Here is a 13,215-nt window from a genome sequence, read left to right as displayed (position 1 = left end):
CCCCTGACACCGGATCCACTTCGGAGCGACCCCTGTGATGCCTGAATCCCATTCCACGACCGGTACGCACGACCCCCTGTCCACCCCGCCGCCCGGCTGCCCCGCCCACGGCCTCGGACTCGGCCCCGGCGGACTGCACCGGCTCCACGAGGCGGAGGACCTGAGCGAGCTGTACGAGCAACTGCGCGAGCAGCACGGTGAGGTGGCGCCCGTGCTCCTCCACGACGACGTGCCGATGTGGGTGGTCCTCGGTCACACCGAGAACCTGCACATGGTGCGCACGCCCTCGCAGTTCTGCCGGGACAGCCGCATCTGGAGCCCGCTCCTGGAGGGCCGGGTCAAGCCCGACCACCCGCTGATGCCGCACATCGCCTGGCAGCCGATCTGCTCCCACGCGGAGGGCGACGAACACCTGCGGCTGCGCAGCGCGGTCACCGGCGCCATGTCCACCATCGACCACCGCGGCATGCGCCGGCACATCAACCGCTCCACGCAGCGCCTCGTCAACCGGTTCTGCGAGGAGGGCCGCGCCGACCTGGTCAGCCAGTTCGCCGAGCACCTGCCGATGGCCGTGATGTGCGAGATCCTCGGCATGCCCGACGAGTACAACGACCGAATCGTCGAGGCCGCCCGCGACATGCTCAAGGGCACCGAGACGGCGATCGCCAGCAACGCGTACATCATGGACGCGCTGATGCGGCTCACGGCAAAGCGCAGGGCCCAGCCGGAGGAGGACTTCGCCACCCACCTCATCAACCACCCGGCACGGCTCACCGACGACGAGATCGGCCAGCACCTGCGGGTCGTGCTCATCGCCGCCTACGAGGCCACCACCAACCTCCTCGCCAACGTGCTGCGCGTGGTCCTCACCGACCCGCGGTTCCGCGCCCAGCTCAGCGGCGGCCAGATGACGGTTCCCCAGGCGGTCGAGCAGTCCCTGTGGGACGAACCGCCGTTCAGCACCGTCTTCGCCTACTTCGCCAAGCAGGACACCGAGCTCGGCGGCCAGCGCATCCGCCAGGGCGACGGGCTCCTCTTCGCGCCCGCCCCGGGCAACGTCGACCCGCGGGTACGCCCCGACCTGGCCGCCAACATGATGGGCAACCGTTCCCACCTCGCCTTCGGTGGCGGACCGCACGAGTGCCCCGGCGCGGACATCGGCCGTGCGATCGCCGAAGTCGGCGTCGACGCGCTGCTGATGCGTCTGCCCGACGTCGAACTCGACTGCGACGAGGACGAGTTGGAGTGGCGGCAGTCGATCGCCTCGGCCCACCTGGTGTCGATGCCGGCCCGCTTCGCTCCGAAGCCGCCGCAGGACATCAAGCAGCGGCCCGGTCGCGCCCCGGCCCCGCCCCAGCGCCCGACCTGGCACGTGGGCACCCCGCAGGCGCAGCCGGCCGCCGCCCCGGCAGCCGCGACGATCGCGCCGCAACAGCCCGTACCGACCCCGGAACCGGTCCGCCCGGAGGGCGCCTGGCGGCGCTTCCTGATGTGGTGGCGAGGCTACTGAGCCGACCCGTTACGCGGCTCTTCTGCCGCCCAACCGCCGTACGAGACCCAGGCTTCGAGGGTTCTCGTGCTGCGGAACCGGTGTTCCGTCCCCGTGACCGGGTCGGTGAACTCCAGGGCTCGCGCCAGTAGTTGGAGCGGGCGCCGGAAGTCGTCGGCCGGGACGGGGGCGGTCACCTCCGGGTAGAGCGGGTCGCCGAGGATCGGTACGCCCAGGGCGTTCATATGGACCCGTAGCTGATGCGTCTGCCCGGTGGCGGGCGCCAGCCGGTAGCGGGCCAGCCCGTCGGCCCGGTGCTCGACGGCCTCGACCCGGGTGACGGCGTTCGGCTCGCCCTCGACCTCCTGGGCGGCGAGCACCCCGCGCTCCTTCAGGATGCGGCTGCGCACGGTCCGGGGCAGGGCGAGCGCGGGATCGTACGGCGCCACGGCCTCGTACTCCTTGCGCACCAGCTTGTCCCGGAACAGCGTCTGGTACGCGCCGCGCTCCTCGGGCCGCACCGTGAACAGCACCAGCCCGGCGGTGAGCCGGTCGAGCCGGTGCGCGGCGCCCAGCGCCGGGATGTCCAGCTCCCGGCGCAGCCGCGCCAGCGTGGTCTGGGTGACATGGCCGCCGCGCGGGGTGGTGGCGAGGAAGTGCGGCTTGTCCGCGACGACGATGTGCTCGTCGCGGTACACGACGTCCACCGCGAACGGCACCGGCACCTCTGCGCGCAGCTCCCGGTGGAACCACACGAACATCCCCGGCTCGTACGCCGCGTCCGGCGCCACCGCCCTACCGTCCGCCCCGACGACCTGCCCCGCCTCGAACATCCCCGCCACGACCTCGGGCCGGGCCCCCGCGAGCCGATCCGTCAGATGCTCCCGTACGGTCGCCCACGCCCCGTCGAAGGGCAGGCGCACCCGCACCGCGTCGATTCCGTCGCGCTGCGGCAGGGGAGAGGGCGGGAGCGGGTTACGGCGTCTCATCACGAGCAAGCGTACGGCGCCGGAAAACCCGTTGGACCTGCCCGCGCGGGTTGGCAGGATCCCGCACATGCCCTTCCTGACCAGCCCCGTCCTGCCCGCCGGAACCCTCTCCCGCATCTCGCAGCCCACACTCCGCACCGGTGACGGCCTGCTCCTGCGCCCATGGCGGGCCGACGACGCGCCCGCCGTGCACGCGGCCTTCCAGGACCCTGTGATGCACCAGTGGCACGCGCGGGCCGCCGACTCCGTGGCCGAAGTCAGCGGCTGGATAGCGGAGTGGCGGACGGCGTGGACCGAGGAGCGGGACCCTCAGTGGGCCGTCGTCGACGCGGAGAGCGACCGGCTGCTGGGGCGCGTGGCCCTGCGGGAGATCCACCTCGACGACGGCACGGCCGAGGTCGCGTACTGGACCACCGCCGAGGCGCGCGGCCGGGGCGTCGCGGCACGCGCCACGACCACCCTGGCCCGCTGGGCGCTCGACGACATCGGCTTCCATCGCCTCGAACTGCTGCACGCCGTCCGCAACGAGGCGTCCTGCCGTGTCGCCGGCAAGGCCGGCTTCCTCCTGGAGGGCACCAAGCGCAGCTCCGCCCTGCACAGGGACGGCTGGCACGACATGCATCTGCATGCCCGCGTGCAGGGCGACTGACCGGACGCTCCGCCGCGCCCGGCTATCCGGCCGTTTCTCCAACCGCCGCTTCCCCGACCGCCGCCTCCGGTACGGCCGTCGAGGCCGCGCCGCGCCGGCGGTACGCCCGGGATCCCACTCCGGCGACCACTGTCACGCCCAGGAACAGCACGGTGAAGTACTGGAAGTACCAGTGCCCGCCCGCCGGGTCGTACACCGCCGCCCGCGGCCAGGCCAGGTTGACGGTCATGAAAAGGCCGTACAGGAGCGCGAGGGCGTTGACCGGGACGCCCCAGCGGCCCAGGGGACGCGCTGTTCCGTCCGCATGACGAGGGCATGTCCGGGCCGGGCCCAAGTCCTCACGCCGCCGAGCGCCTCGCGATCCTTGGGGCAGGGCGCTCGCGATCGTCCGGGCACAGCGAAGGGGCGGCACCTTCGAAGGTGCCGCCCCTTGGAGGTACGCAGGCTACGCGGCCGGTGCCGACCCCTCCTGCTCCGCCTCGATCCGCGCGTTCCAGTCCCGCTTGGAGGCCTGCCAGCCGTCCTCGTCGTGGCCGAGCCGCCAGTAGCCGGAGATCGACAGGTCCTCGCGGGACATGCCGCGCTCGACCCGCAACAACTGACGCAGTTCCTTCACGAAGTGCGCCTCGCCGTGCACGAACGCGTGCACCCGGCCCTCGGGGAACTCCAGTGTGCGTACGGCCTCGACCAGCGCCTCGCCGACGGGACGCGAGCCGCGGTGCAGCCAGACGACCTCGACGTCGGAGTCGATCTTCTGCTCCTCCTCGGGCCCGGCGATCTCCACGAAGGCGTACGCCTTGGCGCCGTCGGGCAGCGATTCGAGGGAGCGGGCGATCGCGGGCAGCGCGCTCTCGTCCCCCACGAGCAGATGCCAGTCGGCGTCCGGATCGGGGGCGTAGGCGCCGCCGGGGCCCATGAAACGCACGGTCTCGCCCGGATGGGCGCGCATGGCCCACGGGCCGGCCAGGCCCTCGTCGCCGTGCAGCACGAAGTCCAGCGTCAGCTCACGGTGCTCGGGATCCCACGCCCGCACGGTGTACGTCCGCGTCACCGGCCACTGCTCGCGCGGCAACTCCTCGCGGATGCGCTCCAGATCGAAGGGCTCGGGGTAGTCCACGCCCGTGGGGGAGAACAGCATCTTCACGTAATGGTCGGTGCACGTGTCCGCCGCGAATTCGGCGAGCCCGTCGCCACCCAGCACCACACGCTGCATGTGCGGGGTCAGCCGTTCGGTGCGGATGACCTGCGCGCTGTGGGGCTTCCGCGGCTTGCGGGCAGGGCGTAGTGCCATCGCTGGCCTCCCTCATTCCAAGCTTAGGTTTACCTAAGTTAGCATCTCCCTCAGGCGAATGTCGCTCTGAACGTTCATGAAATGGTGCATGTCGCGCACGCAGGGACCGACTTCCCCGCGCAACGAGCCCCATGCGCACGATCGGGGCACCGTGCGCGCCCTGATGTCCTCACGCCCCCAGGGTCACCAGCAGCCGCTGCAGCGACCCGCCCAGCCCCCACCGCAGCGCCAGCTCGTCCAGCCCCGCCGGATCCCGGGGCGCACGCGGCAGCGTCGTGTCGACGTCGGGCAGCGGGACGTCGGCCGCGACCCGCACGACCGTCGGTGCGACGGCGACATAGGGCCGGGACTCGTGCAGACGCTTGCGCTGCGAGGGGGTGAGCTTCGCCTTCGGGTCGTCGACCGCCGCCATGATCCCGGCCAGGTCGCCGAACTCGGCGAGCAGCTTCGCCGCCGTCTTCTCGCCGATCCCGGGCACACCCGGCAGGCCGTCGCTCGGGTCACCGCGCAGCAGCGCAAGATCGGCATACTCGCGGCCGACCACGCCGTACTTCTCGCGCAGCCACGCCTCGTCGGTGAGCTGGAGGGTGCCCACACCCTTGAGCGGGTACAGCACCCGGATCCCACGGTCGTCGTCCACCAGCTGGTACAGGTCGCGATCGCCCGTGACGATGTCGACCGGGCCCTTCGCCCGCGCGGTGAACGTGCCGATCACGTCGTCCGCCTCGTACCCCTCGACCCCCACACGCGCGATGCCGAGGGCATCCAGGACCTCCTCGATGACCGGCACCTGCGGCGACAGCGTGTCGGGCACCACCTCCTCGTCCGGCCCCGCCTCGCGCTCCTCGGCGACGCGGTGCGCCTTGTAGGAGGGGATCAGATCGACCCGCCACTGGGGCCGCCAGTCGGCGTCCATACAGGCCACCAGCGCGTCCGGGCGGTGGTCCTTGACCAGGCGGTCGATGAAGTCGAGGAGCCCGCGCACGGCGTTCACCGGCGTGCCGTCCGGGGCCTTCACGGAGTCCGGGACGCCGAAGTAGGCGCGGAAGTAGAGCGAGGCGGTGTCGAGGAGCATCAGTCGTCCGGTCACGCCACGCATCATGCCGTACGGCACTGACAGCGGCCCTGATCGAAGCGGCTGTGGCCTGCACCACTTGTGCGTTTGTGTCCGGGGAGGCAGGGCAGGCGCGCTCCCGGAGTGACGTCGCTTGCGTATTCAACTGTTGCGGCCGTCACTCACTTCCTTTGCCGTCGAGACAAGAGGTACACGTGTCATCCAGGCTAGAGGCCGAACAGCTCTACAAGGTGTTCGGCAGACGACCGGACGAGGCCGTAGCGCGGCTCCGCCAGGGAGCCGACCGGGAGGAACTGCGCGCGGACGGCACCACCGCCGCCGTGATCGACGCCTCCTTCACCGTGGAGCCGGGCCAGATCTTCGTCGTCATGGGCCTGTCCGGGTCCGGCAAGTCCACGCTGCTGCGCATGCTCAACGGACTGCTGGAGCCGACCGCGGGGCACGTCCGCTTCGACGGCCAGGACCTGACCGCGATCAGCGACCGTGAGCTGCGCGAGGTCCGTGCGAGGAAGATCAGCATGGTCTTCCAGCACTTCGCGCTCTTCCCGCACCGCAGCGTGCTGGAGAACGCCGCCTACGGCCTGGCCGTGCAGGGCGTGCCCCGCGCCGAGCGCGAAAAGCGCGCCGGCGAGGCGCTGGCCCTGTGCGGTCTGGCCGGGTGGGAGAACTCCTGGCCCGACGAGCTGTCCGGCGGCATGCAGCAGCGCGTGGGCCTCGCCCGCGCGCTCGCCACCGACGCCGACCTGCTCCTGATGGACGAGTCCTTCAGTGCGCTCGACCCGCTGATCCGCCGCGACATGCAGGACCAGCTGCTGGAGCTGCAGCGCTCCCTGAAGAAGACGATCGTCTTCATCACCCACGACCTCAATGAGGCCATGCGCCTGGGCGACCGTATCGCCGTCATGCGCGACGGCCGCATCGTGCAGACCGGCACGGCCGAGGACATCCTGCTGCGCCCGGAGAACGACTACGTCGCCTCCTTCATCCAGGATGTCGACCGGTCCCGCGTGCTCACCGCGAGCGCCCTGATGGACACCACGGTCACCGCCGACACCCCTCTGTGCGCCTGCGAGACCGCGACCGGCGAGACGACCTTCGCGGAGCTGTGCGCCATCAGCGCCCGGCTGTCGCACCGCGTCTCGGTCGTGGACGAGGACAACAAGGTCATAGGCGTCGTGCCGCGGCAGCGGCTGGTCGGCTTCCTCGGCGACGAGAGTGCCGAACCAGCGCCCTGCGACACCCCGGACGGGAAGGTGGCCGCCCGTGCCTAGGCTGAATCTCGGGGACTGGGTCGACTCCGGCGTGGACTGGCTCGTCACCCACATGTCCTGGCTCTTCGACGCCATCAAGGCGGTCGTCGAGGGCATGTACGACGCCGTCAACGCCGTCCTGACCGCGCCCGAACCCCTGCTCCTCGCGGGCATCCTCGCCGTGCTGGCCTGGTGGCTGCGCGGCCTGGTCCCGGGCGTCCTGGCCTTCGCCGGCTTCGCACTGGTCGACTCGCTCGAACTGTGGGACCGGGCCATGTCGACGCTGGCCCTGGTGCTGGTCGCGACGGTGATCGCCCTGGTGATCTCGATCCCGCTGGGCATCTGGGCGGCCCGCTCCAAGGCGGTCAGCGCGGCCGTACGGCCCGTCCTGGACCTGCTCCAGACCATGCCGTCGATGGTGCTGCTGATCCCGGCCATCCTGTTCTTCGGCCTGGGCACCGCCGCCGGCGTCATCGCCACCCTGATCTTCGCGCTCGCGCCCGGCGTCCGCATGACCGAGCTCGGCATCCGCCAAGTCGACGCGGAACTGGTCGAGGCCGCCGAGGCGTTCGGTACGGCACCGCGCGACACCCTGCTGCGGGTCCAGCTGCCGCTCGCCCTGCCCACCATCATGGCGGGCATCAACCAGGTGATCATGCTGAGCCTGTCGATGGTCGTCATCGCCGGCATGGTCGGCACCGGCGGCCTCGGCGGCGCGGTCAACGAGGCCATCGGCCAGCTCGACATCGGCTTCGGCTTCGAGGCGGGCGTCGGCATCGTCGTCCTCGCCATCTACCTGGACCGCATCACCGGCGCGCTCGGTGCCCAGATCTCCCCGCTCGGCCGCCGTGCCGCCGCCAAGGCCCGCGCCACGGGCGGCGTCAAGGTCTGGAACCACCGGCCCCGCCCGGTCGTAGCCGTCGCCGGCGTGGCCGTCCTGGCTCTCGTCGCGGGCGGCCTGGGCGTCTTCGGCCCCTCCGCGGGCACCGCCGAGGCCTCCGCCACGAACGTCGGCAAGGGCAAGGAGCTCAAGCTCGGCTACATCCCCTGGGACGAGGGCATCGCCTCCACGTTCCTGTGGAAGGAACTGCTGGAGCGCCGCGGCTTCGAGGTCACCACCAGCCAGTACTCCGCCGGCCCCCTCTACACGGGCCTCGCCACCGGTCAGATCGACTTCGAGACGGACTCCTGGCTGCCCACCACGCACGCCGAGTACTGGAAGAAGTACGGCAAGCAGCTGGAGGACCTCGGCTCCTGGTACGGCCCCACCTCCCTGGAGCTCAGCGTCCCGTCGTACGTCAAGGGCGTCGACTCCCTGGAGGACCTCAAGAACAACGCCTCCAAGTTCAAGGGCAAGATCATCGGCATCGAGCCGAGCGCCGGAATGATGGGCCTGCTCAAGGACAAGGTCCTCAAGGAGTACGGCCTGGAGGACTCGTACGAGGTCGTCGACGGCTCCACGCCCGCGATGCTGGCCGAGCTCAAGCGCGCGTACGCCAAGAAGGAGCCGATCGCCGTCACGCTCTGGTCGCCGCACTGGGCGTACAGCGACTACGACCTGACGAAGCTCAAGGACCCCAAGGGCGCCTGGGGCAAGGGCGACGGCGTGCACACCCTCGCCCGCAAGGGCTTCGCCGACGACAACCCCGAGGTCGGCAAGTGGCTGAACAACTTCTCCATGACGGAGAAGCAGCTGACCAGCCTGGAGTCGCAGATCACCAAGGCCGGCAAGGGCAAGGAGCAGGACGCCGTCCGCTCCTGGCTGAAGCAGAACCCGGGCCTGGTGGACAAGTGGGCTCCGGTCGCCGGGTCGGAGATGAGCAAGGCGGCCGGGTGACCTGACAGCCCCGGACCGCCGCCCGAGGGGTGGGTCTCGCCGTACGTCTTCCCCTGCGTACGACGGACCCACCCCTCGCGGTATGCCGGGCCGCATAGGCGCATGGCATGCCTACGAAAAGGATCCGGCCAACCACGCAGCGCTACCCCACCACCCGAGCCCGGCCCCGCCAACTCCGCGCCCCCGGCACCGATTTCAAGGCCGGTCCTGTACCCCCGCACAACCCCGCTGACCAGGCACTCCACCCCGTACGAGGCGAGGGAACACGGGAGAGCCCCGACGCATTGAACTGAACAACGACTCTCGCGTACTGAGCGGGAGTCAGGGGCGGCACAGGGGTACCCGGCCTATCGGCGGAGCCGATCCGCTGGCGCGAACCGGTGGGTCGTACTCCCCCCGACGTGTCGTCGATGTGACAGGCGCATGAAACGGTTTGCCGAACATGCGTAGGGTGCAGAGAACCCAACAGAAGGTGTGCGCCGGGCGGCGGGCGCGAGGACCCTGGACCGACGAGCGAAGGAGGGAGCCGGAGCGATGGGCGACCACAAAGAACAGCCCCTTCGAGTGGGCGCGGCCGTGCGTCGGCGCCGTCGCGCCCTCGCGCTCACCCTCGCCGTCGTGGCCGAGCGCAGCGGCCTGTCGGTGCCCTTCCTGAGCCAGGTCGAGAACGACCGGGCACGCCCCAGCAGAAGCTCCCTCGAAAAGGTCGCCGACGCCCTGCGTACCACCGCGGTCGAACTCCTCGCCGCCGCCGACCCGGCGTGCAGCGTCGATGTCGTGCGCGCCGACGGCAGCGAGTGGGGGCCCGCCCCCCGGGCGCGTTCCCTGGTGCGGGGTCATCACCAGATGCACGCCTCGGAGTTCACCGGCGACCATGACGCGGGCCGTGAATTCCAGTTCCGCAACGACCAGTTGATGTACGTCGCCGACGGCGCCGTCGAGATCGAGGCCGAGGGCCGCGCGTACCGCCTCGGCCGCGGTGACACCCTGTACCTCACCGGCGGGGTGCGCCACCGCTGGCGGGCGACCGTGCCGGACACGCGCGTGGTCGTCGTCGCGGTGGCGGAACACATCGAGGCGGTCCGGGACCGGCCGGGACGCTGATGCGCGTCGTCTCCCTGGTGCCGTCCCTGACGGAGGCCGTCGCCGTCTCGGCCGTTCCCGGCGTCCTCGTCGGCGCCACGGACTGGTGCAGCCACCCCGCCGGCCTGGACGTCACCCGCGTCGGCGGCACCAAGAACCCCGAGGTCGACCGCATCGTCGCCCTCGCCCCCGACCTCGTGATCGCCAACGAGGAGGAGAACCGCGAGCCCGACCTCGCCGCCCTGCGCACGGCCGGCGTCGAGGTCCTGGTGACCGAGGTGCGGGACGTGCCGCAGGCCTTCGGTGAGCTGGCGCGGGTCCTGGCCGCCTGTGGAGTCGGGTCCCGCCCACGGTGGCTGGACGAGGCGGCGGACATGTGGTCGGCGCTCCCGCCCCCGGACCGCCGTACGACGGCCGTCGTCCCGATCTGGCGGCGTCCCTGGATGGTGCTGGGCCGCGACACCTTCGCCGGTGACGTCCTGGCCCGCCTGGGCGTGGATCACCTGTACGCGACGCACGAGGACCGCTACCCGCGCATCCCCCTGGACGAGCTGCGCGCAGCGGCCCCCGACGTCGTCGTCCTCCCCGACGAGCCGTACCGCTTCACGGCCGACGACGGCCCGGAGGCCTTTGCCGGCCTGCCCTGCGCGCTGGTCAGCGGACGGCACCTGACGTGGTACGGCCCGTCACTGGCCGACGCACCACGGATGCTGGCCGAGGCCCTGCGAGCAGCACGCCGCTGAGCAGACCGCGCGCTGTGCACACCGAAGCCACGAGCCAGGCGCCGACGAGTACGACGTACAGCCCGACGGCGAGCGCCTCGTAGACGACGAGCCCGGTGTGCCGCCCCAGTGCCTCGGCGCCGGTCACGCAGGTGCCGACCGGGAAGGTGAACGCCCACCAGGTCATCGCGAAGCCCATGCCGTGCCGCCGGGCGCGTACGACATGCGCGGTGGCGAGCCCGAACCACAGCAGCGCGAAGCCCATGACCGGGACGCCGTACAGGACGGCGAGAATGCCGAAGCCCTCGCTGTACGGTTCCGGGACCACGCCCGGGGCCACGTCCGCGAACGTGCCGACGGCGGTGGTGGACTGCCCGAGCGGACCCAGCACCAGGAACAGGGTCGGCGTGAGGACGAGGGGCAGGGGACCCCCCGTGATCAGCCGCGCGAAGACGATCGGCAGCATCAGCAGGGTGGCGAGCAGACTGAGCCCGAACATCGCGAAGCAGGCCAGCAGCAGCGTCTCGCGGGCCTGCCCGGCCGGCAGATGCGGCACGAGCAGCGGCCCGAGCGCGGCGGACACCATGGGCGCGACGAGCGGCAGCAGCCACACCGGCGTGGCCTGCGAGGGCTCGATGCGATGGCGTACGGCCATCAGATACGGCACGGCGACCGCGGCCGCCAGCCCGACGACCGTACCGGCGCTGAACAGCACGGCGTCGAGCGCGACGGCTGCTCCGGTCCCGATCCAGTCCCGTCCGACGGTGATCGCACCGCCGCCGACGGCCAGCAGGGCCATGGCGAGGCACCCGTAGAACGGCGCCGTGGCCGGGTCGAGGAGGTGGGCGCGGGCCTGGTCACGATGGTGGGTCCAGTGCAGGGCGCGGGCCGCGAGCAGAGTGGCGAGGAGGACGAGGGAGAGGGCCCAGACGGCCGTGCAGACGGTACGCAGACCGGCGACGTGGACCGGCAGCCCGGCTCCGGCGGTGGCAACGGCGGCGGTGCCCATGACGGCGGCGTACCAATGGGGTCCGAGATGACGGACGGCGGTGACCATATGCTCAGCCTCGCGCGCTGCGTGGACCACGACCAGGGAGTCTGCCTCTATGAGCACATAAACTGGGCTTATGACAGAGGCGGCGGAGGGGCAGTTTCGTACGGAAACCCTGGCGCATCGCGTTCCGGAGCTCGGTGCGCTGGAGCTGCTGCTGGCGGTGGCGCGGCTCGGGAGTCTCGGTGGGGCGGCGCGGGAGCTGGGGATCACCCAGCCTGCGGCCAGCAGTCGTATCCGGTCGATGGAACGCCAGCTGGGAGTGGCGCTCGTGGACCGGTCGCCGAGAGGGTCGCGGCTCACGGACGCCGGGGCGCTGGTGACGGACTGGGCGCGGCGCATCGTGGAGGCCGCGGAGGCGTTCGACGTGGGGGCGCAGGCGCTGCGGGACCGACGGGACTCGCGGCTGCGGGTGGCCGCCAGCATGACGATCGCGGAGTATCTGCTGCCGGGGTGGCTCCTCGCCCTGCGCGCGCAGCGCCCGGACACTGCGGTGTCCCTGCTCGCCGGGAACTCGGCTGCCGTCGCGGAACGGCTGCTGGCGGACGAGGCGGACCTGGGGTTCGTGGAGGGGCTCACCGTCCCCTCCGGGCTGGACTCCGTGGTCATCGCCCACGACAACCTGATCGTGGTGACGGCGCCGGGGCACGCCTGGGCCCGGCGGCGGAGCCCGCTGGAGGCGTCCGAGCTGGCGGTGACTCCGCTGATCCTGCGCGAGAAGGGCTCCGGTACGCGGCAGGTCCTCGACGTGGCGCTGGGCGGGTTGGCCCGGCCGCTGATCGAGCTGTCCTCGACCACTGCGGTCAAGGCCGCGGCGGTGAGTGGGGCGGGACCCGCGGTGCTGAGCGAGCTCGCGGTGGGTGAGGAGCTTTCGATGCGGCGGCTGGTGAGTGTGCCGCTGGCGGACGTGTCCCTGGCGCGGGACCTGCGGGCGGTGTGGCCGACGGGGCACCGGCCGGTGGGACCGGCGAGGGAGTTGCTGTCGCTGACCCGGGGGTAGCCGGCCTGAACGGCCTCGTCCTCAAGCGCCGGACCGGCCGGATTGCCTGGGCCGGCGTCGGATTCGAACCGTCTCCGCGTCACGCACCCGCGCCCGCAGCCGCCTTCACCAACCCTCCCATCACCCGCACATCCACCCCCATCTCCGGATGCCACTGCACCCCCAGCACCCACCCCGCCGCCGACGGCAGTTCCACCGCCTCCACCGTCCCGTCCTCCGCGTACGCCGATGCCACCAGCCCCTCACCCAGCCGGTCCACGGCCTGGTGGTGATACGCGGGCACCGACGTCTCCTCCGGCACGACCCCGTCGTACAGAGTCCCCGGCACCGGCTTGACGGTGTGGCTGCCGAAGACGCCCACGACGTCCGCATGCCCGTCGAGGTGCTGCACGAGCGTGCCCCCGAGGGCGACGTTCAGGAGCTGCATCCCCCGGCAGATCCCCAGCAGTGGTACCCCCGCCGAGAGCGCAGCGTCGATCAGGGCCAGCTCCCAGGCGTCCCGCTCCCGCGCGGGCGGCCCGGTGCGGGGGTGCGGTTCGGCGCCGTACCGCACCGGCTCGACGTCCGGCCCGCCCGCGATGACCAGCCCGTCAAGGCGGGCCACCGCTGCCGCGGCGTGCGCCGGGTCGTCCGGCGGCAGCATCGCGGCGAGTCCGCCCGCCCGTTGCACCAGCCGTGGATAGCCGACCGGCAGCAGCGCCGCCTCCAGCTCCCACACACCCCAGCGCGCACCCGACTCCAGATAGGTGCTGACCCCGATCAACGGCCTGCCCACGATG

12 protein-coding genes and 1 pseudogene are annotated in these 13,215 nt (G+C 71.8%); 7 read left to right on the top strand and 6 right to left on the bottom strand.

Features of this window, described 5'->3' with window-relative positions; all coding sequences use genetic code 11:
• Nucleotides 1-34 precede the first annotated feature (34 nt).
• Nucleotides 35-1,510, top strand: coding sequence for a cytochrome P450 (locus ACZ7L5_RS23725; RefSeq protein ID WP_471518629.1), 1,476 nt, complete (start codon nt 35-37; stop codon nt 1,508-1,510).
• Here ACZ7L5_RS23725 and ACZ7L5_RS23720 read toward each other — a convergent pair.
• Nucleotides 1,504-2,478 (bottom strand): RluA family pseudouridine synthase, encoded by a 975-nt coding sequence (locus tag ACZ7L5_RS23720; RefSeq protein ID WP_471518628.1) that lies wholly within the window; start codon nt 2,476-2,478, stop codon nt 1,504-1,506. The two genes, ACZ7L5_RS23725 and ACZ7L5_RS23720, sit on opposite strands and share 7 nt — an antisense overlap.
• A gap of 67 nt (nt 2,479-2,545) precedes the next feature.
• Between ACZ7L5_RS23720 and ACZ7L5_RS23715 the strand changes: the two genes are divergently transcribed.
• Nucleotides 2,546-3,127 (top strand): GNAT family N-acetyltransferase, encoded by a 582-nt coding sequence (locus ACZ7L5_RS23715; RefSeq protein ID WP_471518627.1) that lies wholly within the window; start codon nt 2,546-2,548, stop codon nt 3,125-3,127.
• 22 nt (nt 3,128-3,149) lie between these two features.
• Here the strand turns inward: ACZ7L5_RS23715 and ACZ7L5_RS23710 are convergent.
• From ACZ7L5_RS23710 to ACZ7L5_RS23700, 3 genes and pseudogenes are all read right to left on the bottom strand, one after another.
• Nucleotides 3,150-3,410 (bottom strand): annotated as a pseudogene (locus ACZ7L5_RS23710) (amino acid permease); the annotation flags it as partial.
• Between the two features lie 162 nt (nt 3,411-3,572).
• Nucleotides 3,573-4,418, bottom strand: coding sequence for a siderophore-interacting protein (locus tag ACZ7L5_RS23705; protein WP_328882777.1), 846 nt, complete (start codon nt 4,416-4,418; stop codon nt 3,573-3,575).
• 169 nt (nt 4,419-4,587) lie between these two features.
• A complete protein-coding gene (locus tag ACZ7L5_RS23700) occupies nt 4,588-5,517 on the bottom strand; it encodes a 5'-3' exonuclease (RefSeq protein ID WP_471518853.1) in 930 nt (309 codons plus the stop codon).
• 170 nt (nt 5,518-5,687) lie between these two features.
• Between ACZ7L5_RS23700 and ACZ7L5_RS23695 the strand changes: the two genes are divergently transcribed.
• The 4 genes from ACZ7L5_RS23695 to ACZ7L5_RS23680 all read left to right on the top strand — a co-directional run bounded on the left by ACZ7L5_RS23695 (nt 5,688) and on the right by ACZ7L5_RS23680 (nt 10,406).
• The gene (locus ACZ7L5_RS23695) at nt 5,688-6,764 is read left to right on the top strand and encodes a quaternary amine ABC transporter ATP-binding protein (protein WP_471518626.1); all 1,077 of its coding nucleotides are present in this window, start codon (nt 5,688-5,690) and stop codon (nt 6,762-6,764) included.
• Nucleotides 6,757-8,580, top strand: coding sequence for an ABC transporter permease/substrate binding protein (locus tag ACZ7L5_RS23690; protein WP_471518625.1), 1,824 nt, complete (start codon nt 6,757-6,759; stop codon nt 8,578-8,580). Before ACZ7L5_RS23695 ends, ACZ7L5_RS23690 begins: the two co-directional genes overlap by 8 nt.
• Before the next feature lie 534 nt (nt 8,581-9,114).
• Nucleotides 9,115-9,684 (top strand): helix-turn-helix domain-containing protein, encoded by a 570-nt coding sequence (locus tag ACZ7L5_RS23685; protein ID WP_471518624.1) that lies wholly within the window; start codon nt 9,115-9,117, stop codon nt 9,682-9,684.
• The gene (locus ACZ7L5_RS23680; protein ID WP_471518623.1) at nt 9,684-10,406 is read left to right on the top strand and encodes a helical backbone metal receptor; all 723 of its coding nucleotides are present in this window, start codon (nt 9,684-9,686) and stop codon (nt 10,404-10,406) included. The genes ACZ7L5_RS23685 and ACZ7L5_RS23680 overlap by 1 nt, the downstream gene beginning before the upstream one ends.
• On the opposite strand, the gene ACZ7L5_RS23675 is transcribed toward ACZ7L5_RS23680, so the two are convergent.
• The gene (locus ACZ7L5_RS23675; protein ID WP_471518622.1) at nt 10,318-11,442 is read right to left on the bottom strand and encodes a TDT family transporter; all 1,125 of its coding nucleotides are present in this window, start codon (nt 11,440-11,442) and stop codon (nt 10,318-10,320) included. The genes ACZ7L5_RS23680 and ACZ7L5_RS23675 overlap by 89 nt on opposite strands.
• Before the next feature lie 70 nt (nt 11,443-11,512).
• On the opposite strand from ACZ7L5_RS23675, the gene ACZ7L5_RS23670 reads away from it, so the two are divergent.
• A complete protein-coding gene (locus tag ACZ7L5_RS23670) occupies nt 11,513-12,436 on the top strand; it encodes a LysR family transcriptional regulator (RefSeq protein WP_471518621.1) in 924 nt (307 codons plus the stop codon).
• Nucleotides 12,437-12,515: 79 nt separating this feature from the next.
• On the opposite strand, the gene ACZ7L5_RS23665 is transcribed toward ACZ7L5_RS23670, so the two are convergent.
• Nucleotides 12,516-13,214, bottom strand: coding sequence for a gamma-glutamyl-gamma-aminobutyrate hydrolase family protein (locus ACZ7L5_RS23665; RefSeq protein WP_471518851.1), 699 nt, complete (start codon nt 13,212-13,214; stop codon nt 12,516-12,518).
• Nucleotide 13,215: the final 1 nt, after the last annotated feature.

The sequence above is a fragment of the Streptomyces sp. NPDC107528 genome (assembly GCF_055639295.1).
The sequence above is the reverse complement of the archived record's forward strand: the minus strand, read 5'-3'. Positions and strand labels throughout refer to the sequence as shown.

What these genes read in the sequence shown, in the direction of transcription:
- ACZ7L5_RS23715 (WP_471518627.1), top strand. Translation starts at nt 2,546, where the DNA reads ATGCCCTTCCTGACCAGCCCCGTCCTGCCCGCCGGAACCCTCTCCCGC.
- ACZ7L5_RS23670 (WP_471518621.1), top strand. Translation starts at nt 11,513, where the DNA reads ATGACAGAGGCGGCGGAGGGGCAGTTTCGTACGGAAACCCTGGCGCAT.
- ACZ7L5_RS23685 (WP_471518624.1), top strand. Translation starts at nt 9,115, where the DNA reads ATGGGCGACCACAAAGAACAGCCCCTTCGAGTGGGCGCGGCCGTGCGT.
- ACZ7L5_RS23680 (WP_471518623.1), top strand. Translation starts at nt 9,684, where the DNA reads ATGCGCGTCGTCTCCCTGGTGCCGTCCCTGACGGAGGCCGTCGCCGTC.
- ACZ7L5_RS23705 (WP_328882777.1), bottom strand. Translation starts at nt 4,418, where the DNA reads ATGGCACTACGCCCTGCCCGCAAGCCGCGGAAGCCCCACAGCGCGCAG.
- ACZ7L5_RS23700 (WP_471518853.1), bottom strand. Translation starts at nt 5,517, where the DNA reads ATGCGTGGCGTGACCGGACGACTGATGCTCCTCGACACCGCCTCGCTC.
- ACZ7L5_RS23675 (WP_471518622.1), bottom strand. Translation starts at nt 11,442, where the DNA reads ATGGTCACCGCCGTCCGTCATCTCGGACCCCATTGGTACGCCGCCGTC.
- ACZ7L5_RS23720 (WP_471518628.1), bottom strand. Translation starts at nt 2,478, where the DNA reads ATGAGACGCCGTAACCCGCTCCCGCCCTCTCCCCTGCCGCAGCGCGAC.